This window comes from Mesorhizobium sp. P3_A9, assembly GCF_056402975.1.
This window is the reverse complement of record NZ_JBFUGJ010000063.1, coordinates 1-23124: the sequence shown is the minus strand read 5'-3', so window position 1 is coordinate 23124 and position 23124 is coordinate 1. Positions and strand designations below refer to the sequence as shown.

The following is a 23124-nucleotide window of genomic DNA, read 5'->3' as shown; positions in this document are numbered from 1 at the left end:
GATATAATGCGCGCCTTGCGCTGCTGGCGCCGCTTGTCGCATCGGGCCTCGCTTTGTCCGGCTGCATGGGCTCTCCGACCTACGGAACAGACAAGACCGCCAGCGAACAGTTGGTCGGCGATCTCACCGGCGCCGTTTCCTTCGCGCCAAAGCGCAGGGACCCGATCGACTACAAGCCGCGCCCCACCTTGGTGAAGCCCGCTCCTGGACAGAAGGAAGCGCTGCCTGCACCGCAGGACAGCATCCAGTCGGCAAGCGCCGAGTGGCCCGAATCGCCCGAGCAGCGTCGCGCGCGGCTGCGCGCCGACGCCACCGCCCACCAGAATGATCCGAGCTATCAGTCGGAAATCGTCGACGATGTGCAGAGCGATCCGGCATCGGTCAAGAAGGCGATGGCGGAATCAGGTTCCAGTCACCCGCCGGCTTGGACCCCCGCGGACTCCGACAAGGGCCGCGCTGCCGAAATTCAGCGCCGTCTTGCGGACGCTAAGCAGGGCGACCCCAACACTCGCAAATATCTGAGCGAGCCGCCGTTGGCCTACCGTGTCGCGTCCGACACAGCGCCGCAGAACGTTCTCGGCGAGGACGAGTACAAGAAGGAACGCCGCCTGAAGAAAGAGGCGGAAGGCAAGAAGAGCGGCTGGTTCGACTGGCTGCCGTCGCTGTAAGAACGGCCATGGCGCGGTTCAGTCGCGCCGTTCCTTGAAAAAATCCTTCAGCAGCAGGGCCGCTTCGGTCTCGCCCATGCCCGGATAGATGTCGGGCGTATGGTGGCAGGTCGGCGAGGCGAAGAAGCGCACGCCATTGACCACCGCACCGCCCTTTTCGTCGGCGGCGCCGAAGTAGAGACGGCGCAGCCTGGCGAAGGAAATGGCGCCGGCGCACATGGCGCAAGGTTCCAGCGTTACATAGAGATCGTGGCCGGTCAGCCGTTCAGCCGAGAGTTTTCCGCAGGCTTCGCGGATGACCAGCATCTCTGCATGCGCCGTTGGATCGGCAAGCTCGCGGGTGCGGTTGCCGGCTTTTGCAACGACTGTGTTGCCCGTGGCGATGACAGCGCCGACCGGCACTTCGCCACGCAAGGCTGCCGCTTCGGCCTCCTTTAGCGCCAATGCCATGAAATCAGGCCGCTTCACGCGGTTTCCATTCCGATTATCACCTCGCCACTCCTGGCTTTTGGTTTTCGTTTGTCTTCCCGGAAAAACCAGTCGCCACTTTTCGCTGATAAACTCTGATGATCCTGTTTTTCCGGAAAAACCAGTCGCCACTTTTCGCTGATAAACTCTGATGATCCTGTTTTTCCGGAAAAACCAGTCGCCACTTTTCGCTGATAAACTCTGATGATCCTGTTTTTCCGGGAAAACCGGGTTCCACTTTTCCCTGACAAACTCCGGCGATCCTGTTATTGAGCGCATCAACCCGAAAATCGGACTCGATTTTCGGAAAAGATCATGCGCCAAATCAAAGTGCACCAGCGTTCGTTGCGCGCCCGTAAGGATGCGCCACGCTGTAGCAGCGCAAACGGACAAAGGCCACATGGACGACAACGACAAGAAATCTCCGCGCCAAAAAGGCCCGGGCAAGAAACCTGCGGCTCCGCGAGGCGAGAGGGGCGGCAAGCCGTCCTTCGGTGCGAAGAAGCCTTATACCCCACGCGGCGACCGGCCGATGGCCGCCGATGGCGAGCGTCCGAAGCGCGACTTCAAGGGCGGCGACAAGCCATTCAGCAAAGGCCCGCGTAAGCCCTATGCGCCACGCGGCGACCGTCCGGTAGCAGCTGAGGGCGAGCGCAAGCCCTATGAAAAGCGTGAAGGACCGCGCAAGCCCTATGCRCCGCGYGGCGACCGTCCGRTRGCSGCYGARGGCGAGCGCAAGCCGTATGAAAAACGCGAAGGACCGCGCAAGCCCTATGCGCCGCGTGGCGACCGTCCGATGGCGGCCGAAGGCGAGCGCAAGCCGTATGAGAAGCGCGAAGGACCGCGCAAGCCCTATGCGCCGCGTGGCGACCGTCCGGTTGCCGCCTCAGTGGAGGGCGGTGAAAAGCGCTTCGACCGTCCCAAGCGTGATTTTGGCGATCGTCCGAAGCGTGACTTCGCTGACCGGCCCAAGCGCGACTTCGGCAGCGACAGACCCAAGCGTGACTTCAGCGATCGGCCCCAAGGCGCATCAGCCGGCTTCAAGCCGCGCCCGCGTCCAGCCGAGGCGGCGGAAGAGGCTGGCGAACGCATCGCCAAGCGGCTGGCGCGCGCCGGGCTTGCCTCGCGCCGCGACGCTGAGGAACTGATCGCCGCCGGCCGCGTCAAGGTCAATGGCCGCGCTTTGACTTCACCGGCCTTCAACGTCATGCCGAGCGATATCATCCATCTCGATGGCATGGAAATCCCGCCGATCGAGCGCACGCGCCTGTTCCTGTTCCACAAGCCGGCCGGCGTCGTCACCACCAACCGTGATCCCGAAGGCCGCAAGACAGTCTTCGACGTGTTGCCCGCCGAACTGCCGCGGCTGATGACCATCGGYCGSCTCGACATCAACACCGAGGGCCTGCTGCTGCTGACCAATGATGGTGGCCTGTCGCGCGTGCTCGAATTGCCGGCCACCGGCTGGCTGCGCCGTTACCGCGTGCGCGTCCACGGCAAGGTCGAGGAAAGCGCGCTCGTCGGCTTACGTGAAGGCATTGCCGTCGACGGCGTCTTTTATGGCGCCATCGAAGCGACGCTTGACCGCGAGCAAGGCACCAACGCCTGGCTGACGCTTGGCCTGCGTGAAGGCAAGAACCGCGAGGTCAGGAACATCCTTGGCTCGCTTGGTCTCGATGTGACGCGGCTGATCCGCATCTCTTACGGGCCATTCCAGCTCGACGACCTTGCCGAGGGGCATGTTCAGGAGATCAACGGCAGGGTGCTGCGCGACCAGCTTGGTGAGCGTCTGGTAGAGGAATCCGGCGCCAATTTCGACGCCGAGATCACCAAGCCGTTTTCCAACAAGCCGGTGCGGCGCACTGAAGTTCGCGAGCCGGAACCCGAACGGCCGAAATTCGTCCGCGAGGGCGATCACCGGCCGGTCGGCGAGGGCGGCCTGATCAAGAACCGCAAGCGTAGGGAAGGCAGCCGCGACGAGGCGCTCGGCAAACTGTCGACAAGTCCCGAAAGAAGTGCGCGGCCGGAAAAGAGCTTTGGCGAACGCGGCCCGCGGCCCGAACGTGGCGGTTTTGGCGACAAGCCACGCGGCAGTTTTGGCGACAAACCGCGCGGTGGCTTCGGCGACAAGCCTCGCGGCGGTTCCGGCGGCAAGAAATCCGAACGCGAGCAGCGGCCGATCGAGCCGCCCGGCCAGCGCAAGGCCAATGTCTGGATGGCGCCGGGAGCCCGGCCGATCGGCAAGGGCAGGGCGGAAGCCGACGCCGCCAAGGCGGCCGACGCCAAGGCGCGCAAGGCCTCGTTCAAGCCGTCTTATGGCAAACCGGGTGGCGCAAAGCCGTTCGGCAAGCCGCGTGGCGAACGTCCCGGCGGCGCCGGTGGTGAGCGGCCGCGCGGCCCTAAGGGCCCCCGGACAAGATGAGAATCGTCGGCGGTGAGTTTCGCGGGCGTCCGCTGGCGACGCCGCGCAGCAGCGCCATCCGTCCGACGACCGACCGCACCCGTGAGGCCGTCTTCAACGTGCTGGCGCATCGCTTTGCCGAACGACTGGACGGCGCGCGCGTGCTCGACCTGTTCGCCGGCACAGGCGCGCTTGGTCTGGAAGCGCTGTCGCGCGGCGCTTCCTATGGCGTTTTCATCGAGGAATCGGCCGAAGGCCGTGGCCTGATCCGCGACAATGTCGAGGCCTTCGGCCTGACCGGCCGCACCAAGATCTTTCGCCGTGACGCGACCGGCCTTGGCGAGGCGGGCACGCTGGCGCCGTTCGGCCTCGTCTTCGCCGACCCGCCCTATGGCAAGGGCCTTGGCGAGCGTGCCTTGCAGTCGGCGAAAGCCGGCGGCTGGCTCCGCCCCGGCGCGCTCTGTGTGGTCGAGGAGACGGCGGTGGCTCCCTTCGAGCCTGGCCCTGGCTTTTCCGTGCTGGATGAGCGCAACTATGGCGAAACCATCATCCGCTTCATCGAGGCGGCCTGATCCACCGGCCTCTTTGCCGCCGCGTTTGCCGGCAACAACAATTCACTTTGCTTGTCGCCAGCACCTTGCCTATCGTTCTTTAGAGAAAACCGGAGCCATCGATGACATCCAGGGCTGAATGGCTGCGGACAACACTGCTCGCAACGTCGCTGGCCTTAACGGTCACCGGCCCAGTGCTGGCAGATAGCGCCGTGCCGGCCAACACGAAGCCGGCCGAATTCAAGGTCACGGATTTCCTGCTCGACAACGGCATGGAGGTGGTCGTCATTCCCGACCATCGCGCGCCGATCGTCACCCATATGGTGTGGTACAAGATCGGCAGCGCCGACGAGCCGCCCGGCAAATCCGGCATCGCCCATTTCTTCGAGCATCTGATGTTCAAGGCGACGACCCATCACGCGGCCGGCGAGTTCGACCGCGCCGTCTCCGACATTGGCGGCTCCAACAACGCYTTCACCTCYTAYGACTACACCGCCTTCCAYGAGACGGTGGCGCCCTCGGCSCTCGAGTTGATGATGAGYTTYGARGCCGACCGCATGCGCAACCTCATCCTCACCGATGACGTCATCAAGACCGAGCGCGATGTCATCCTCGAGGAGCGCCGCTCGCGCATCGACAACAACCCGCAGGCGGTGCTCGACGAGGAAGTCGATGCGACGCTGTGGCAGAACCAGCCCTACCGCATCCCGGTCATCGGCTGGATGCAGGAGATGGAGCAGCTGAACCGCATCGACGCCACCGCCTTCTATGACAAGTACTACCGGCCCAACAACGCCGTGCTGATCGTCGCCGGCGATGTCGAACCGGATACGGTGAAGGCGCTGGCTGAGAAGACCTATGGCAAAGTGGCGCGCGGCCCGGATCTGCCGCCGCGCATCCGCCCGGTCGAGCCGGAGCAGAACACCAAGCGCACCGTCACGCTCACCGACGCCCGCGTCAGCGTACCGAGTTTCTCGACGCAATGGGTGGTGCCGTCCTACCACACCGCAAAGCCCGGTGAGGCCGAAGCGCTCGACCTCTTGGCCGAAATCCTCGGCGGCGGCAACCGCAGCCGGCTCTACCAGGCGCTGGTCGTCCAGCAAGGCATCGCTTCCAGCGCCGGCGCGTTCTTTCAAGGCACCATGCTCGACGACACCAACTTCACCGTCTATGGCGCGCCGCGCGGCGACGCCAAGCTGGCGGACGTCGAGGCCGCGGTCGATGCCGAGGTGGCGCGCATCGTCAGCGGCGGCGTCACATCCGATGAGCTCGAAAAGGCCAAGGACCGCTATATCAGGTCGATGGTCTTTGCCCGCGACAAACAGGACTCCATGGCCGAAATCTATGGCTCGACGCTGGCCACGGGCGGCAATGTGCAGGATGTCCAGCAATGGCCGGATCGGATCCGCAAGGTCACGGCCGACGAGGTCAAGGCCGCCGCCGCGCGCTATCTGGTGCTGGCCCGCTCGACGTCAGGCTACCTCTTGCCGCAGCAACAGGCGGGGAATTGATGATGACGAACTCGCACTGCGGCTCTTTCCATTCTTCCACAAGGGGAGAAGGAAGAACGCGCGCCGCACTGGCAACCCTCTTCCTCTCCATCCTCTTTCTGATCCTGCCCGCACTTGCCGCCCGCGCCATGGACATCCAGTCCGTCACCTCGTCGAAGGGCGTCACCGCCTGGCTGGTGGAGGATTATTCGGTCCCGATCGTCGCCGTCCGTTTCGTCTTCGGCGGCGGCTCGACGCAGGATCCGGTGGGCAAGGAAGGCCTGGCCAATCTGATGACCGGCCTCTTCGACGAGGGCGCTGGCACTCTCGATTCGGAAGCCTTCCAGATCAGGCTCGACGATGCCGGCGCCGAGATGGGCTTCGAAGAGAGCCGCGACGGCATCTACGGCTCCATGCGCATGCTGGCCGAACAGCGCGACGAGGCGTTCGAGCTGTTGCGGCTGGCGGTCAACGAGCCGCGCTTCGACCAGGCGCCGATCGACCGCATCCGCGCCCAGATCCTGTCCGGCATCATCGCCAACGAGAACGATCCCGATACGGTGGCGCAGAGCAAATGGGCGCGCGCCATCTATGGCGACCACCCCTATTCGCGCTCCGACCAGGGCACCAGGCAGAGCGTCGCCGCCATCACGCAGGACGATCTGAAGGCCCTGCACAAGGCGGTGTTCGCACGCAGCGGCCTGCATATCGCCGTGGTCGGCGCCATCGACGCCGAGACGCTGAAGAAGAAGCTGGACATGGTGTTCGGCGACCTGCCGCAGAGCCAGGCGCTCGCCCCGGTCGCCGATGTCGAGCCGAAGCTGGCGCAGCATCTCGAGGTCAATTACGACCTGCCGCAGACCTCGCTGCAGCTCGCCTGGCCGGGCGTGAAGCGCAAATCGGCGGATTTCTTCCCCGCCGTGCTGATGAACGAGATCCTCGGCGGTGGCACCTTCACCTCGCGCCTGTTCCAGGAGGTTCGCGAAAAGCGCGGGCTGGCCTATGGCGTCAATTCCTCATTGGTCAACCAGGACCATGCCGACGCGCTGATCGTCACCACCGGCACGCGTTCCGACCGCGCGGCCGAGACGCTCGGCATCGTGCGCGATGTCGTCAAGCAACTGGCGCAGGACGGCCCGACCGAGGCCGAGCTGGCAGCAACCAAGAAATACCTGATCGGCGCTTATGCCATCAGCAATCTGGACTCTTCGAGCTCCATCGCCGCGACGCTGGTCGAATTGCAGATCGACGATCTCGGCATCGACTACATGCAGCGCCGCGCCGGCTACATCAACGCGGTGACACTCGACCAGGTCAAGGCGGCGGCGAAGAAGCTGCTGACGGCCGAGCCGACCATCATGGTGGTCGGACCGCCGCTGGCCGGGGCCGGCAAGGGATGAGCCCGACCTTCGGCATAGCCTTCGGCGGCGGCGGCGCGCGCGGCCTGGCGCACATCCATGTCATCGAGGCGCTGGACGAGCTCGGCATCAAGCCGGTGGCGATCGCCGGCTCGTCGATCGGCGCCATCATGGGCGCCGGCATGGCCGCCGGCATGRCCGGCAGGGATATCCACGACTATGCCCGCTCGATCCTCGGCCGCCGCGCCGAGGTGGCAAGCCGCATGTGGCGCGCACGGCCGGGAACGATCGCCGAAGCCATGCAGAACGGCATCCGGGTCAGCCAGTTCAATGTCGAGCGCATCCTGAAGGCCTTTCTGCCCGAGGCCATTCCCGAAACCTTCGCTGCGCTGAAAATTCCGCTGAAGGTGACCGCGACCGACTATTTCGGCCACAAGCTCGCTGTCTTCGACGAAGGCGATCTGCACTCCGCGCTAGCCGCCTCGGCGGCCATTCCCGCCGTCTTCCGCCCGGTGACGCGCGACGGCCGTCTGTTGATCGACGGCGGCATCTACAACCCCGTGCCGTTTGATCTCATAGAGAACGACGCCGACATCATCATCGGCGTCGACGTGGTCGGGGCGCCGGAAGAAGTCGACCGCAAGCAGCCGACCTCCGTCGACCTGATGTTCGGCGCCACCCAGCTGATGATGCAGTCGATCATCGCCAACAAGCTCAAACAGTGCCAACCCGATATCCTGGTCCGCCCGGCAGTGTCGAAATACCGCGTGCTCGATTTCCTGAAGATCGATGCCTTGATGGCCGACACGGCCGACATCAAGGACGAGCTTAAGCGGCAGGTGGAAAAAGCACTGGAGGCGCGCTCCGGCGCCACCAGGCTCAAGCGCGGCAAGCGCGGTTTGGACTGAATCTTGGGGCGGCCAATGCCTGTGGCCCTGATCCTGCTCTGATGCGCACGGTGCTGATCACAGGCGCACGGGCGCCGGTGGCGTTGCATCTGGCGCGGCTGCTGGATGGCGCCGGCCTGAGGGTGATCCTGGCCGACAGCCCCGCACGTCCGATTGCCGCGGCGAGCGCCGCCTGCGCTTCCTATCATCGTCTGCCGCCGCCGCGTTTTGCGCCGCTGGCTTATTTCCAGGCGGTGGCGGACCTTGTTCGCACCGAGGCGGTGCAACTGGTCATCCCGACCTGCGAAGAAATCTTCTACCTCGGCGCACTGTGGCGAGACCGGGCCATGCCGGCTCGTCTGCTCGCGCCGGACATGGAGTTGCTGACCCGGGTTCATGACAAGCACGCGTTCATCGGCTTGGCGCAAAGTTTTGGCCTTGCCGTGCCGGAAACGACGCTGCTGCGATCCGACGACGATATCGAGGCCGTTCGCGGCCGTTCGCGCGAGCTGGTGTTCAAGCCGGTCTGGTCGCGTTTTGCCAGTCATGTGTTGCTGCGGCCGCCGCCTTCCGCCCTCGATGCCATCAGCCCTTCGGCACCGGCGCCGTGGGTGGCGCAACGTTTCGTCGTCGGCGAAGAGATCAGCGCCTATGCGCTGGCGCATGACGGCAAGCTCAAGGCATTGGCGCTCTATCGTTCGCGCTACCGCGCCGGCAAGGGCGCCGGCATCTGGTTCGAACAGGTCGATGATGCCGCTGCTCGCCATTTCGTCGAAACGTTCGTTGCCGGCACCGGCTGGACCGGCCAGATTTCCTTCGACCTGATGCGGGAAAGCGACGGCACGGTGCTGCCGCTGGAGTGCAATCCGCGCGCCGTCAGCGGCCTGCACTTCTTCCGCGATCCGGAAGCCTTCACGGCTGCGTTATGCGAAGGCGCTGAAGTGAGGCCCGATGTCGGCAGACCGCAGACGGTGCGACTGGCCATGTGGGTCTATGGCCTGCCGTCAGCTCTTCGGTCAGGCCGGATCGGGAGCTTCCGTCAGGCGATGCGTGATGCGGACGAATTGCTCGACTGGCCGAACGATCCTGCGCCCAAACGGGCGCAATGGTGGGCGCTTGCCGAGATCGCGAGCAATGCGCTGCGCCAGCGCATCAGTCTGCAAGCCGCCTCGACGCGCGACATCGAATGGAACGGGCCGCTTCAAAGCTCGATCTGATACACGCGTGGCGTTGCCGCTGCCGGTGGCATTTCGCCTGCTATGATGGCCGCCATGTCGCGGCGCAGGAAATCCAGCGGGCCGATCGCCGGCGAGGCAAGGGGAGCGTGGCGTGCATTGTCGCTAGCCGATTTCAGCACCTTGCGGTCCTGTGCCAAGGCGATGTTGAACAGCGGTTTGAAGGCGAGCGCCTTGAGGTGGCCGAGCAGGCCCTGACGCGGGCCGATGAGCCAGCCGACCCCCTCGACCATGTTTTCATCCGCTTGGCGCAGATGGAACGTCGTCGCCAGCGCCAGCCCGTCCTTGCCCCAATATTCCAGTTCGGCGATGCCTGGATGGCGGAAACGGCCGATGGTTTTTGTGCGTTCACCTTCCAGCAGCCGGCTGATCAGGCCCTGCTGCCGCTCCTCGCCGGTATAGCAAGCCTCGACCCAGCCTTCGCCGCCGGTCACGTCGACACGCACAAGATGGCGCCTAGCGCTCAACCCCCGCAGCAGGCCTTTATGGGTGAAATGCGTGTGGGTTGCGTCGAGGATGTTCTCGGCCGCGTCGAGCACCGTCGATTGCGTCGAGGAACGCACGCGCCGTACAAGCACGTCCTGGCCCTGCATGCAGTGGAGATATGGCTCCGCCTCTGGCGTGCCCGCCGAGACGAAGACGATGCCATCACGCTCGATCGCGCCGTAGCGTCGCACCCGGTAGCGCGGCATCTCGCCGACATGGCCAGGAATGGCGGTGCAGAGGCCTTCGCCGTCATAGCGCCAGCCATGGTAGGGGCACTCGATCTCGCCATTGACGACCTTGCCGGTCGACAGTTCGACCAGCCGGTGAACGCAGCGGTCAAAAAGTGCCGCGATGCCCTTGTCGGAACGGAACAGCACCACCGGCGAGCCTTCGAACAGGATGCGCCTCGGTCTGGCGCCGACATCGGCTGAAAGCGCCACAGCCTGCCAAAAATCCTTTCGCGCGGCCTTATTCAAAGTTCGAATCTCCGCAGCAGCGGTATCCCGACCAGTGCCAGGACCCGCGCCATTGTCCACACCGCGAGGCGTTGGCGGCGTGGCAGATGCCCGACATAGCAGGCGTTGTACTCGATCGCCGGCACGGCGCCGCGACGGCGTTTGAAATCGGCCGCCCCGGCGCTCATGTTGAAGAACAGGCCGCGTGCCGTGGCGTGGTCCTGCGCCATTGCCATCGCCATCCGGTAGAGGCCGTCGCTGATCGGCAGGCTGGTGTCGTAGCCGACGATCGGCTGCGTCAGCGTTCCGCCGTTTTCGAACAGGCCGGTGACGGCAACCAGTTGCCCAGCTTCGTCTCGCAAGCCGGCAAGCCGCAAGATGCCGCGCCGGTGCATTTCACCGATATAGCGGGCCGTGTAGTGCGGATTGAGTGGCGTGTATTTTTGGATGTAGAGCATGCCGTAGAGCTCTTCACTCCTGACATAATCGGCCTGCGTGAAATCGTCATTGCCGGCGATACGCAACGATGTCGCGCGCAGCCGGGAACGGTCGCGCTTCATGTCGCGTGTCATCGGCGGTGCTGAACTGCGGTCGGCGAAGATGTAGACCTGACGTGCAGCGAGCATGTGAAATCCCTCCGCTTTGAGTGACGCGATGGTCGAGGGATCGGCGATGTCGTTGAGCGAGCGGATGACGATGGCGCGGTCGGGAAACCGGCTGGTCAGATCCGTGCGCATCGCCGCGATCGAGCCGCGGTCGAGCAGCGGCACCGGATTGGTCGAATAGAGCCAGTTGTTGACCTGAACCTGATGATCGAGGCCACTTGCCTTCACCAGCGGGCCACATAGGCCGATAAGCATCCGGATTGTTTTTTGCAGCCAGGGCTTTGCAGCGAAATTGCGGGTCTCGTCGATCGCATAGTCGATATAGGCGCTGGACGGGCAGCAGATGTAGCAGTTCGGCGCCTCGCTGGCGTCGTTCAACGTCAGCGGAAAGGCTCGGCCGGCGATGTCGCAAGTCTCGACGCGAACGGTCAGGTTGGCGATGAGATCGCGCACCGGCATGGCGTTGAACAATTGTGCGAAAGCGTCGACCTTGTGCAGGTCGTTCTCGACCCGGTCCGCTTGCTCCGAACTCCGCCTGGCGGCTGCTGCCACGACCCGGCTCACCTGACGGCCCCGGCAGGAAGCCGGCACTCGACACGGCGCAACTTGCGGCCGGTTTCCAGCGGCAAGGGCGAGCGCACGGGTTCGACCGCGACCCTTGCCTGGCGCGAAGCGAACAGCCCTCGCACCGCCTCTAGTGCGGCCTGTGCGGCATCCCCGGCCAGGTCGGGCTTGAGGTGCAACTCGACCGTCTCGGGCGCGGTCTGGATCAGCCGGAAGTCGTCGATGCGCCGGTCCGCCTTCAGCACGGCATTGCGCAGGATATCAGGCGTGATCAGGAGTGGCTCTTGCGCCGAAGCAAGACGGAAGGCGTCGTCCATGCGGCCAACGATTTCATCCACCACGCGCAACGGCGAGCCGCATCGGCATGGTGTGGGCGACAGGCGCAGCAGATCGTTCATCCGGTAGCGCGCCATGATCTGGGTCTGTCGGCGGAAGGCGGTGACCAGCGGCGTCACCAGGCCGTCGCCAGCCGTTTCGAACTCGAAGAAGATGGAATCCTCGGCCAGATGCAGGTTGCCTTGCCGGCAGGTGACAGCGAACAACCCCTCGGTCGCCATATAAATCTGGTCGAGCCGGCGCCCGAAGAACACTTCGATAACAGGCCGATCGACCGGATCGAGCGTCTCGGCGGCGCTGAACACACGCAGCGGCGAAAGCCGGAAGCGTTCGATCGCAAAGTGCCGCAGAATCTTGGGTGGGCCGATGACCACCGTCGGCGCGAACGCCTCGAGGGCCGCCCGCCAACGCTCCGGCCCGAGCGTCAGGTCGAAGAAGCGCAGGTCGATGCGCCTCGACTGGCGAGCGGTGTCATAAAGGCCGGTGTTTTGCGGCAGGATCACCGCCACGCGCTGCCGGCGCCAGAGCAGGTCAGGAATGGCTTTCGCCAGGATTGTCCCCAACCAGCGGTATTTCTCGGCTTCGCAGATGACGAAAAGGCCACGATTGCCCGAGGTGCCTGTGCTGGCGCCGACCGTCAGCGCGCCGAGACGGCCGTCACCAGCCGCCGCCGTCCAGGCGTCCGCAGACGACACACCGGCAATGTTGAAGCGCTCGAAATYSGCCATCAGCAATGCCTTGTCGGTCACCGGAAGGTCCCTGAGATGGTGTGGCGCCACGCCATAGAACGGCGCCAGCGGCAGGTCGCGGTCGAGCCAGCGCCGCAAGGCGCGCGCCTGCCAGCGTTCGAAGTTTTCGCGGCTCATGCGTGATGCCCACAAGGTGAGGGCAAATGAGCGGATGGCTTCGCCGAGCCCGGTCATCCACCCTCCGGTGTCAGGTCGTATGGTGTCAGCCCTGGGTCGTGGCAGAACATCACTTCGCCGCCGGCTGCCAGAAAGCGGCGCAACGCCGCGCTGGTCCGATCGATGGCGGCGAAATCCTCGGCCAGCAGGCGTGCAGGAAAGCCAGGCGTCCGGTTCTCGACCAGTGCCTTGAGCAGCCACTGCACGTCGACCGCATAGAGCAGCGGCCGATCCATTTCAGGAAACAGGAGCCCGAACTGGCCATCGGCATGGCCCGGCAGGTCGACGGCGATGACGCTGCCGTCGCCGAACAGATCGGCTCCGCCGGGAATATCGCCGCGCGGCGGGATCTGTCTCATCGCTGACAGCCCGTCGAGCCTTGTCTCGAAATCCGCCGGAAAAAGCTCGGTGAAGACGCCATGCCGCAGGTTTTGCCGGGCTGTCCGCGCCTTCAGCCGCGACCAGGCGGCATCGCTGGCGATGTAACGCGCATTGGGAAACAGTGTCAGGCCCGAGATGTGATCGGCGTGAAAATGCGTGACGATGACGGTTCTGATATCGCGTGGTGCCAGGCCAAAGCGGGCCAGGACAGACATGGGTTGCCCGGCCTCCACGAGTTCGGGCCCGAGCACGGCGCCATAGAAGCGCAGCGTGGCGCTACGCCGGGCTCCGGTGGTCACGTGCGGCGTATAGCCGGTGTCGATCAGCACCGGGCCGGCCCGCGGATGGAGGATTAGCCCGTAGCGCACGCGCAGCCGGATTTTCTGCCAGCCGCCGCCGCGCAGGATCAGTCGTTCGGCGGCGCTGACCCAGGCGCTGTTGGCGAAGACGATCTTCAAGCTGTCCCCCAGGCTTCGCGCCCCCTGGCAAACGTGCGGTCGAGCCCATCCTCGAACGGCACTTTCGGCGTCCAGCCAAGGATCCGCCTGGCTTTGGAAATATTGAGGCTCTGGGCATAGGCGAACAAGCCGAGGCCGTAACGGGTGACCGGCGGTTCGGGCCGGCGGGGCAGAAGCAGCGCCACAGCCTCCATCACGCCCGCTGCCAGCATCGCTGGTGCCAGCGGCGTTTTTCGCCATCGCGTTTTCAGCCCGGCGCGGGCGCAGGCACTATCGGCAATGTGGCGCACGGCCAGTACTTCGCCGCCCGAGATGTTGAATATCTGGCCTTCGGCGGCGCTGCCGGCCGCCAGCGCCGCGAACACCGCATCGACGACATCGTCGACATGGGTGAGATCGATGCGCGCCTGGCCGTCGCGAAACAGCGGCAGCGGCCGCCGCGCTGCTTGCAGCAGGCGTGGGAGCAGCGCTCGGTCGCCTGTTCCGTAGATACCGCGTGGCCTGAGCACGACAGGCCCTATGTCCGCCGCCGCCAGCACGATGTCTTCACCTTGCCGCTTGGTGCGGGCGTAGTGGTTGACCGGATCGGGCAAGGGGCCGTTCTCGGTGACGCAGAGCTGGTCGCGAAAAGCGAAACAGACCGAAGGGGTGGAGATCTGGACAAAACGCTGCACACCCAGCTGCCGTGCAAAATGGACGAGATTGCGGGTCGCCGTGACATTGGCGGCCTCGAAATCAGCGAGCCGGCCGAAGGGCGAAGACAGTGCTGCACAATGGACGATGGCAGCGATCTCGCCAAATCCGGCGCCGGATTTGGCATCAAACGGCTGCGACAGGTCGCGACGCATGACCGTATGGCCGGCGGCTTCGAGTGCGGCGCTTCGCCTGATATCGCGGCCTTGCGCCAACACCGGCGTGCCCGCGGCGGCCAGCCGCGCCACGACATGGCCGCCAAGAAAGCCGCTTGCGCCGGTGACGAGCACGCGTCCCATCACGCCTCCAGCGCCATGCCGCCGAAGGAGACGCCGGCCGAGGTGCCGAGGAAGAGCACCTTGGTGCCCTGCATGACGCGGCCTTGCCGGCGCGCAATATCGAGCGCGAAGGGAATGGACGCCGCGATCTGGTTGCCGTAGCGCGCTGAGATGTCGACCAGCTTCTGTGCCGCGAACCCGGTCTGTCGTGCCATGTGCGCCAACGCAAACGGGCTCGCCTGGTGCGGCACGACGAGGTCGACGTCCTCAAGCCGCCAGCCGGCACGTTGCAGGAGTTCGCCGACGAAGCCATTGAAATGGCGCGCGGTCACCCGAAACAGCTCCTTGCCGTCCATGTGAAAGAGCRCATGGCGGGAAAACTCCTCCGGCTGGTGGTGGAAGTCGAAGCGGGTGCCGCCGGCCCCGATGCTACAAGCCTCGTAAGCCGATGGATAGGTGCGCATGAGATTGGCCAGCACCTTACCCTCTCCGGGCGCCGCCTTGCGCAGCACCGCGGCGGCCGCACCGTCGCCGAACAGGGCGGCGATTTCAGGCTGTTCTTTCCAGGGCAGGGCGCGTGAGGCAATCTCCGCCGAAAACACCAGCGCGGTTTCGCTTTGCCCGGCCTCAATCATCCGGGCGGCGGTTTCGAAWGCGGTGAGGAAGCCRAGGCAGGTGCTGTTGACGTCGAARGCKGCGGCCGAGCCATCGGCCAGCCCCAGGCGCTGCATCACCAGCGGCGCCGTCGAAGGCAGTGGCTGGTACGGCACGCCACATCCGCCGATGATGAGGTCGACCGCATCGGGCTCTATCCCGGCATCAGCCAGCGCCAGGCGCGCTGCCGTGCAGGCCAGATCGACCTGCGATTCGGTCTCGCAGACATAGCGCTCGATGACACCGGTGGCGGCCTCGATCTGGCCTTGGCCAAGTCTCAGCCGCTCGTCGAGGTCGCGCGATGTCAAGCATAGCGCAGGCACCGCGCGCCCGGTTCCAACGATCTTGATCCGCATGCCCAGCCGCCCAGTGAGTTGCGATTCCCAACTCATAATTCGGACCGATGGTAACAGTGAGGCGGAGTGTTAGACAGGGCGGTGCGGTTTCCTGGCAGCGAGCCGCCTGGCCAAATAAGTGCCAGCCTACGGCGTCATCGCGCGAAGCGACGTTTGATCCGATCAATCTGCTTGCGTATGCGGGCGGAAGCACGCTGGGTCATGCTGGACATTTTGGCGTTCAGCTGGCCTGACTTTCGCATGCGCTCAATCTCCTCGACCAAACGGGAATTGTCGGAGCGCAGGCGCTTCATTTCGGCACGGATTTCCGGAAAATGCACCTTGGCTATATGGGACCATAATTCTCGTTGCGACCGCTCGAGGTAAGTCGCTCGGTCCAATCCATGAGGTTGGAGTTCATCCTGGACTGCGGGAGCGAGCCTGCCAAGGCCCATCACGGCCACGGTGTCTGGAAGGAAGACGGTCCCATGCGCGACGCCGAGATGATCGAGGAAGCGCTCCGCATTGAAGATCGCGTCCGCGATCAGATTGGCGTCGTGGAAGCAAACGATGCAGTCCGGCTGTGTAAGCGCCAGGACGCCGATAAAGTCCGAAAAGCAGGCTCGATTTGTATGCACTCCATCGATAAACGCGAGCGTAGCCTTGAGTTCGACCGCCCCAGGAGCCAATGCGGAGACGTCGCTCTCGATCGTGGTCAGTTTTGCCATTGCGGAGCGAGGCAGCCGTTCCGACAGCACCGCGATCATCCGGGCCGTTGAGTTCTGGGGATAGCGGATAAACTCGGCGCGTTCGTCCGGCAGCGCCGCGGGCCGTGGATCGACCGAAACCGCCGCCTCACAGGCCGGATCGATCAGATGCGGCAACAGGCTTCCGCCGACATGCGAGCCGACCTCAAGGTAGACGTAGCGGCCGAGAACGGATCGGGCCAAGTTCTGCACCCGGAGAAAACTGGCCCGGTCATTGACCGTACTCTGAGTTTCGACCTGGAAAACGGCAATATCGAGCGTCCCGATCATGCCCAGTGCTTGGTCGGCAGTCAGCATCCGGGGACTCCCTTGCGTGGAGATTGTGCGTCAGTTGCACGGTGCCGTCGGGCGGACCTCTGCAAAAATGTTTGCCCTAACGTCGCCCTTCGGCTGGACACCTGCACAGCATATTTCGATTCGAAATCGGGACGAAAGCCTGATCGCAAGGCGACGCTATACAGGCGGCGGTATGGCCATTCGGGCTTTCCCAGTGTCATCTGTTGCGACTGAAAAGCCGACGCCACATCTTGCTGGGTTCCGCAGCCCGCTCGTCTGCTTTGGCATCAGGCGATCGCATGGGCTGGTTGTTTTCGATAGATCCGTCGCGCGGCTTCAGTTCTTGCAGGCGCTGTTGCAGCCAAGACTTGTCCGGCTTGCCGGTCGCGGTCAGCGGCAGCGACTGAATCTCATGGATTCGGGCCGGAATCTTCCATGACGGCAAGATCGACCGCAACCCGGCCCTCAGAACGTCAGGCTGAAAGGATGTATTCTCCTTCATGACGACGAACGCCGCGAGGTAGTGCGCGTCCTGGCGAAGCTCGGTGACGACAACGGCTTCCCTCACTGTCGCAAGAGCCATAAAGGCCTTTTCGATCTCGCTTATCTCGACGCGATAGCCGCGAATTTTGACTTGATCATCGCGTCGCCCCAGGAATTCGAAACTGCCGTCGTCAGACAGACGTCCCATGTCGCCGGTGTAGAAAAGGTGCTGGCCGGGAAAGTCGGTCGCCGGGCGGAAACGCTTTGCCGTTTCGGATGGCTGTCGCCAGTAGCCATCCGCCAGAAACGCGCTGCGCACGACGAGTTCTCCCATGCTGCCCTCGTCGACCTCTCGTCCATCCTCATCGACGACCATAAGGAACTTGTCGGTCACCGGGCGGGGCGGCGGCACTGTGTCTGGGGGAAGTGTTTCACCTCCAGCCACCGATGCGACGGCAATGTGACCGGCCTCGGTGGAGGAAAACCGATGGCGCAGTGCGCAGGACACTGCGAAGTGGCGGCGCCACCGCTCGAGATCCGAAGCAATGACCGTTTGGCCGGCAAGCGCCACCAGCCTGATGGATGGATGCAGGCCCGAGCCTTCGATCATGTCCAGATACTTGCGAAACAGCATGACGGGCGGGTGCAGAAGGGTGATGCTGCGCTCATCGATCCACGCGCCCATGTCACCCAGACCACGCGATCCGACATCGTAGAGTTCCAGCGCCGCGCCGTTCAGAAGCGCCCCGAAAAGGTCTGCTTCCGACGAAGCGAAACTGCAATATGTCAGAAGGGACTGCCGGTCTGCCGGCGTCACCTGGTCGTCTTGCGCGCAGAGCGAGGCCCGATGCAGCACCATCCGATGGCTTTTCACCACCCCCTTCGGCTGGCCGGTGCTTCCCGAAGTGTAGAAGATCGCGGCCGGGTCGCCGGGCTTGACCGCGACATGCAGGGCATCCGCGGAATAGTCAGCGCCGATGGCGTCTAGCCGAAGAACCTGATTTTTGTCACCGACAAGGTCATGTGCAGCTTGTGCCCACAACGCGTTGGTCAGCATCAAATCCGGTGCTGCATCGCGAATGATGTCCCGCTGGGCGGCAGCCGGCGTTCCAGGATGGATGCAAAGGAAAGCCTTGGCTGCCTTGAGTGCCGCAAGTGCACAGATGATCATATCAGGCGAGTGATCGACCAGATAGGCCACGCATCCGTCCCCGGTTGGTGTGTTCGCCAAGATTGCTCGAGCCACCTGGTTGGTGCGCCGGTCAAGCTCGCTGTAGGTCCATTGTTGCTTGCCGCCGCCGATCGCGACCCGCGAGCCGCATGCGCGCGCGATCTTTGCGAAACGCGTCGGGATGCCGTGATTAAGTTCGTCACGACCGAATGCGGTTGCGTCTTGTTTTCTAGCCATGGCTTTCGGCAAGCCGGCTTTCCATCACGACATCCAGTTCGGTTTTCAGGCCTGCCTTGCGCCCATAGCTGACGAGCGCCCTGTAGGTGGACGAGCGGAGCCGCACCCCTTCCTTCAGGCTGCGCTGACGGTTGCGCAATTCCATCTCGCCGGGGATCAGGATTTCGTCGGTATCGGCGGCGCGTTCGCTGTTCTTGGTCTGCTCGATCAGCCTGTCGACGCGCGCCGTGAAGTCAGCTGTCGCCATGAACCGTTGCGGGTCGAGCGCCATGAAGAAATGGCCATAGTCCGGCGCCGCCGAACCATCGTGCAGCCTGTCCCGATGGTGGTCGTTGCCGAAACCGGCGCCGCTGAGCACGCCGGCAAGCACTTCCATCACCAGCGCAAGGCCGTACCCTTTATGGCCGCCGATAGGCACGCCCAGCCCGGCGGCGAGATCGCCAAGATCGGTCGAGGGGCGTCCGTTACTGTCGAGGATCCAACCCGCCGGCAACGGATTGCCCTCGGCGACCGACAGCCCGATCTTGCCGCGTGGTGCAACGCTCATGGCGACGTCGAGCAGGATGGGAAAATACCGGTCCGCCGGAATGCCGACACCGAGCGGATTGTTGCCGAATGTAGGCGTTACGCCACCCGTCGGCGCCAGTATCAACGGTCCATTTGTTGTGCAGAGACCGACCAGACCCTTGGTGGCTGCCTGCCAGACATAGTGGCCGGCGGCGCCGAAATGGTTGGAACAGCGCACACTGACGATGCCGACACCATGGTTGTGTGCCTTCTGGATGGCGAGGTCCATTGCCACGGTGCTGACCCACTGGCCCGGTCCATTGTCGCCGTCGATCCGCGCGATGGTGTCGCTCTCATGCTCGACCTTGATCTGCGGGCAAGGGTTGAGCTTGCCCGAAGCAACCCTTGAGGCGTAACGCGGGATACTCACCATGTCATGCGTTGGCTGACCACGCAGACTGGCTTCAAGTTGCACATCGGTGACGATTTCGGCACCCTTGAGATCCAGCCCCGCCCGTGTCAGCGCCTCGCGGCCATAGGCACGAAGGCTTTCGATGGTCACCAAGGTGGTCGATTTGGCGGGGGAGGTCGCTGCACTGGCGATCTGGCCTTGCTTCACCCCCGCCAGGGCACACGCCAGTTCACGGATCGTCTGATGCTGGTAGAGTTGACGCAGGTCGACGTCCATACCGGCCTTGCCGGCTTCGACGACGATGCTGATGCTCAACATCGAGTTGCCGCCGAGGTCGAAGAAATTGTCGTGAGGGCCGACATCGTCCAACTGCAGAACGGTTTTCCAGATCTTTGTCAGCACGGTTTCGGCCGCGGCCTGAACGGGGGCCTCTGCCCGATTGAACGGAAGCGTCACGACATTAGACTGTCTCGGCACATTTGGCTGTCTTGCCAGCAAAGCCCCGCGGTCGATCTTTCCGTTCGGCGAGCGGGGCAGATGCTGCAGCATCATGATGCGCTGCGGCAGCATGTAGTCCGGTAATTTTTGCTTCAGAAACTCGCGCAACTGCCGAGAAAACGCTGGTGTTTCGGTTGTACCTGGTTCGTTGGCGGCAACGAAAGCCACCAGGCGTTTGTGTTCGTCGGTAGCATCCTCGGAGGCATCGGCCGTGACGCCGACGACACATTCGCGAACCTCAGGATGCAGAAGAAGCGCGGCCTCGATCTCGCCCGGCTCGATGCGGAAGCCACGAATCTTGATTTGATGGTCGACGCGGCCCAGGATCTCGATTGTCCCATCGGGCCGATAACGGGCCAGATCTCCGGTTCGCTGAAGCCACTCACCTCGATCGAAGCGGAATGGATTTCGGATGAAGTTGCTTGCCGTGCGCTCGGGATCGTTGATGTAGCCGCGCCCTATGCCGGCACCACCGACATACAATTCGCCGCCGATGCCGGCCGGAACGGGTCGGTGTAACGCATCCAGAACATAGATTTGCGTATTGGCGATCGGCTTACCAATAGGCACGATTGCCACTGGATCATCGCTCGCTGCAATTGGATGAACGGTGACGATCCCTGTCGTTTCCGTCTGGCCGAACATGTTGATGAATGTCACCTGCGGCCGGCACAGACACCGCCATTTTTCGATCAGGGCACTGGGTAAGGGCTCACTTGCTGAAAGCATGAGCCGGACCTGATTGTCGAGCAGATCTGCGCGTTTGGCGTGATCGAGCGACATCAACGCCTGCAGGCAACCCGCCGAGAAGGATGGAACAAAATCCAGGATCGAGACGCGCTGTTGGCGCACCGTTTCGAAAAGCGATCGAGGATCACGGATTTCTTCAATTGAGGCGATCGATACCGCCGCGCCACACGAGAGCGGAACGGCAAACTGCCGTATCGAAGACGAGAATGAAAACGACGCGGTGTGCAGGTAGATATCGTCCGCACGCACCCCCAGCGCGAGAGCCATTGTTTGCGCGTAGTGGCCGACATTTGCGTGGGTGATCATCGCGCCCTTGGGCGCGCCGCTGGAGCCCGACGTATAGAGCACATAGGCGAGAGCATCCGGTTCGGTAACAACCGCTGGATTGCTTTCGTCTTCTTGGACGAGGGATGCCTCGCAAGTGTCGATGCAAATGATCTCGGTCGCCGCGGACACGTCCCGCACTCTCGTCAACAGCGATGTCGTGGTCACGAGCCGTATCACGCCGGCATCGCGTAGCATGAAGCCAATGCGTTCGGGCGGATGGTGCGGGTCGAGGGGCAGGAATGCGCCGCCGGCTTTCCACGCACCAAGCATCACCGCAAGCATGTCAGCCGATCGTGGCAGGCAGATGCCCACCAGCGTGTCTTGGACGACGCCCTGCCGGCGGAAATATCGCCCCAGCCTGTTGGCACGCTGATTGAGCTCACGAAACGTCAACTGCCCGTCATGGGTCAGAACAGCCACGGCGTCGGGCGTCCGTTCGACCTGCGCTTCGAACAGCTCGACGTAGTTTTGCCCCAGGAGTTCGGGAGCTTCGGTGGCGTTCCATCCGGTCACGATCTGATCTCGGTCGATCTCCGACAAAAGCGCGAGCTCCGACAGCTTTTGATCGGCGTCGGCCGAAATGCCTTCAAGCAAGGTCTGGAAGTGTCGTGCCAGCTGCTCTATGGCCGTCAACTCGTACAGATCGGCATTGAACTGCCAGGTGGCCGACATCCCTTCGGGAGTTTCCGACAGATACAGGGTGAGGTCGAACTTGGCGGTTACCTTGTCGGTGCGCACGGGCCGGGCAGTCAGCCCTTGTGCAACGTCGAAGGATGGTCCCGCCGGCTGTTCCGTCAGCTCCGGCATGTTCTGGAATGCGAACATGACCTGGAACAACGGCGTATAGCTGGGATCTCGCGGCAGCTTCAGCCGCTCCACAATGTGCTCGAGCGAGACGTTCTGATGCGCGTACGCGTCAAGCGCTGTCTTCCGGACACGGCTGAGCAAATCGGCAAAGGACGGATCACCGCCAAGCGATGTCCGCAGAACCAGCGTATCGGCGAAGAACCCGATCAGTCTCTCAAGGTCCTTGCTGGGGCGGTTTGCAAGCGGTGTACCGACGACGCAATCGTCTTGCCCGTTGTAGCGGAACAGCAATGTCTTGAAGGCGGCCAGCACAGTCATGAACAGGGTCACGTTTCGGCTTCGACTGAGCGCCTTCAGCCGATCCGTGGTCTGGCGGTCAATCGTGGCATCCAGCGTGGCGCCCCGGAAGGATTGGTTGGCAGGCCTCCGCCGATCGGCGGGCAGCGTGAAGAGGGGAGGAAGAGCGGACAGCTGATCGATCCAGTAGGCTGTCTGCTGACCGGCCTCGGCAGTTTCGACACGCTGCTGTTGCCAGGCGGCATAGTCGCCATATTGAAACGGCAGGTCGTCCAATGGMGAAGGTCTGTTGTCGTGAAAGGCTTGATAGAGCTGCTTCAGCTCGGTGTGCAGGATACTGGTCGACCAGCCGTCGAACACGATGTGGTGGATCGTCAAAAGCAGCATGTGGTCGTCGGTCGCCAGCCGGATCAACCTGGCGCGGAACAGTGGGCCTTGCTCCAGATCGAATGGTTCGGCTGCCTCTTGACTGGCGATGTGCATTGCATCGGCCAGGCTCTCTCCTGCCGGGTGCGAGGTCAGATCGGTCACAGCCAGTCTGGTTGCCTCAAAGTCGGAAACCAGTTGCACCGGCAAGCTGCCACGCATGTGAAAAGTCGTGCGCAAGATCTGATGGCGCCTGCGAATTTCATCGAGGGCCAACGTTAAGGCGTGTTCGTCGAGCTCGCCCTTCAGCCGCAGCGGGACTGACATGTTGTAGGCGCCACCGGCCCCCATCCGGTCCAGGAAATAGACCCGCTGCTGTGATGACGAGAGCGGTCGAGGCGCGTCGTCCTGGTGACGGGAAATGGCTGGTGGCTTGGCGTCTGGTGCCTGGCTCGTCTCTTGTTCCAGCCGCCCTTTGCCATCCGCCACCAGATCGGCCATCGCTTCGCCGATGCGCTGCGAAAGCCTGGCGACGGTAGTGTTTACGAACAGGCAATCGATCGGCAATTTGATCTGGAATATCCGGTGCAGCCGGCCGAGCACCTGCATGGCTGTCAGTGAATGGCCGCCAAGGTCGAAGAAATCGTCATAAATGCCAAGAGCTTCGATTCCCAACACCTCGGAAAAAACCGCCGCTACCCGGCGTTGGGTGGCGGTTCGGGCAGCCGCGTTGGCGGTCTCCTGCAGATCGCGTCCAGTATCGTCTTCTTTCCCAGCGAGCATCGCGGCCAGGTGGCCGCGATTGAGCTTCCCGCCGGCAGCGCCGGGGATCGCATCCACAACCACGATCCGCTGTGGCACTTTCGAGCGCGCCAGCCGCTCCGCGACGAAGCTGCGGATTTGCCGGGCCGAAGCGTTCTCGTGGCCCGGCTTGAGAACGATTGCAGCAGCTACGGTCTCGCCAAGCATCGTGTGCTCAATGCCGAAAACGACCGCTTGGTCGATCGACGGATGTTGC

17 protein-coding genes are annotated in these 23124 nt (G+C 63.6%); 7 read left to right on the top strand and 10 right to left on the bottom strand.

Annotated elements, in window-relative coordinates; translation table 11 throughout:
* The coding region (locus tag AC1DX0_RS12155) for a hypothetical protein (RefSeq protein ID WP_477355486.1) at positions 1 to 668 on the top strand (668 nt) is incomplete at its 5' end.
* Positions 669 to 686: 18 nt separating this feature from the next.
* On the opposite strand, the gene AC1DX0_RS12150 is transcribed toward AC1DX0_RS12155, so the two are convergent.
* A complete protein-coding gene (locus tag AC1DX0_RS12150) occupies positions 687 to 1136 on the bottom strand; it encodes a nucleoside deaminase (protein WP_477219770.1) in 450 nt (149 codons plus the stop codon).
* 400 nt (positions 1137 to 1536) lie between these two features.
* On the opposite strand from AC1DX0_RS12150, the gene AC1DX0_RS12145 reads away from it, so the two are divergent.
* The 6 genes from AC1DX0_RS12145 (at position 1537) to AC1DX0_RS12120 (ending at position 9040) form a co-directional block, all read left to right on the top strand.
* Positions 1537 to 3558: a pseudouridine synthase gene (locus tag AC1DX0_RS12145; RefSeq protein WP_477355484.1), complete on the top strand. Its 2022-nt coding sequence runs from the start codon at positions 1537 to 1539 to the stop codon at positions 3556 to 3558.
* A complete protein-coding gene (gene rsmD / locus AC1DX0_RS12140; RefSeq protein WP_477219190.1) occupies positions 3555 to 4109 on the top strand; it encodes a 16S rRNA (guanine(966)-N(2))-methyltransferase RsmD in 555 nt (184 codons plus the stop codon). The genes AC1DX0_RS12145 and rsmD overlap by 4 nt, the downstream gene beginning before the upstream one ends.
* Before the next feature lie 101 nt (positions 4110 to 4210).
* Positions 4211 to 5599, top strand: coding sequence for a M16 family metallopeptidase (locus AC1DX0_RS12135; protein WP_477219189.1), 1389 nt, complete (start codon positions 4211 to 4213; stop codon positions 5597 to 5599).
* A 2-nt stretch (positions 5600 to 5601) separates the two neighbouring features.
* Positions 5602 to 6978, top strand: a complete 1377-nt coding sequence (locus tag AC1DX0_RS12130; RefSeq protein WP_477219188.1) for a M16 family metallopeptidase — start codon at positions 5602 to 5604, stop codon at positions 6976 to 6978.
* Positions 6975 to 7844, top strand: a complete 870-nt coding sequence (locus AC1DX0_RS12125; protein WP_477355481.1) for a patatin-like phospholipase family protein — start codon at positions 6975 to 6977, stop codon at positions 7842 to 7844. Before AC1DX0_RS12130 ends, AC1DX0_RS12125 begins: the two co-directional genes overlap by 4 nt.
* A 41-nt stretch (positions 7845 to 7885) precedes the next feature.
* Positions 7886 to 9040: an ATP-grasp domain-containing protein gene (locus AC1DX0_RS12120; protein WP_477219186.1), complete on the top strand. Its 1155-nt coding sequence runs from the start codon at positions 7886 to 7888 to the stop codon at positions 9038 to 9040.
* On the opposite strand, the gene AC1DX0_RS12115 is transcribed toward AC1DX0_RS12120, so the two are convergent.
* The 9 genes from AC1DX0_RS12115 to AC1DX0_RS12075 all read right to left on the bottom strand — a co-directional run bounded on the left by AC1DX0_RS12115 (position 9025) and on the right by AC1DX0_RS12075 (position 23111).
* A complete protein-coding gene (locus tag AC1DX0_RS12115; protein ID WP_477219185.1) occupies positions 9025 to 9984 on the bottom strand; it encodes a Rieske 2Fe-2S domain-containing protein in 960 nt (319 codons plus the stop codon). The genes AC1DX0_RS12120 and AC1DX0_RS12115 overlap by 16 nt on opposite strands.
* A 32-nt stretch (positions 9985 to 10016) precedes the next feature.
* Positions 10017 to 11168, bottom strand: a complete 1152-nt coding sequence (locus AC1DX0_RS12110) for a GNAT family N-acetyltransferase (RefSeq protein ID WP_477219184.1) — start codon at positions 11166 to 11168, stop codon at positions 10017 to 10019.
* Positions 11165 to 12427, bottom strand: coding sequence for a F390 synthetase-related protein (locus tag AC1DX0_RS12105; RefSeq protein ID WP_477355478.1), 1263 nt, complete (start codon positions 12425 to 12427; stop codon positions 11165 to 11167). Before AC1DX0_RS12105 ends, AC1DX0_RS12110 begins: the two co-directional genes overlap by 4 nt.
* Positions 12424 to 13248 carry an MBL fold metallo-hydrolase gene (locus AC1DX0_RS12100; protein WP_477219182.1) on the bottom strand — a complete coding sequence of 275 codons (825 nt, stop codon included), beginning with the start codon at positions 13246 to 13248 and terminating at the stop codon, positions 12424 to 12426. The genes AC1DX0_RS12105 and AC1DX0_RS12100 overlap by 4 nt, the downstream gene beginning before the upstream one ends.
* Positions 13245 to 14240 (bottom strand): NAD-dependent epimerase/dehydratase family protein, encoded by a 996-nt coding sequence (locus tag AC1DX0_RS12095; RefSeq protein WP_477219181.1) that lies wholly within the window; start codon positions 14238 to 14240, stop codon positions 13245 to 13247. The genes AC1DX0_RS12100 and AC1DX0_RS12095 overlap by 4 nt, the downstream gene beginning before the upstream one ends.
* Complete coding sequence (locus AC1DX0_RS12090) at positions 14240 to 15229, bottom strand: 3-oxoacyl-ACP synthase III family protein (RefSeq protein WP_477355475.1); 990 nt, start codon at positions 15227 to 15229, stop codon at positions 14240 to 14242. The genes AC1DX0_RS12095 and AC1DX0_RS12090 overlap by 1 nt, the downstream gene beginning before the upstream one ends.
* Before the next feature lie 134 nt (positions 15230 to 15363).
* A complete protein-coding gene (locus AC1DX0_RS12085; protein WP_477219179.1) occupies positions 15364 to 16272 on the bottom strand; it encodes a class I SAM-dependent methyltransferase in 909 nt (302 codons plus the stop codon).
* Positions 16273 to 16468: 196 nt separating this feature from the next.
* Positions 16469 to 18154 carry an AMP-binding protein gene (locus AC1DX0_RS12080; RefSeq protein ID WP_477219178.1) on the bottom strand — a complete coding sequence of 562 codons (1686 nt, stop codon included), beginning with the start codon at positions 18152 to 18154 and terminating at the stop codon, positions 16469 to 16471.
* A complete protein-coding gene (locus AC1DX0_RS12075; protein ID WP_477355489.1) occupies positions 18135 to 23111 on the bottom strand; it encodes an Ldh family oxidoreductase in 4977 nt (1658 codons plus the stop codon). Before AC1DX0_RS12075 ends, AC1DX0_RS12080 begins: the two co-directional genes overlap by 20 nt.
* Positions 23112 to 23124: the final 13 nt, after the last annotated feature.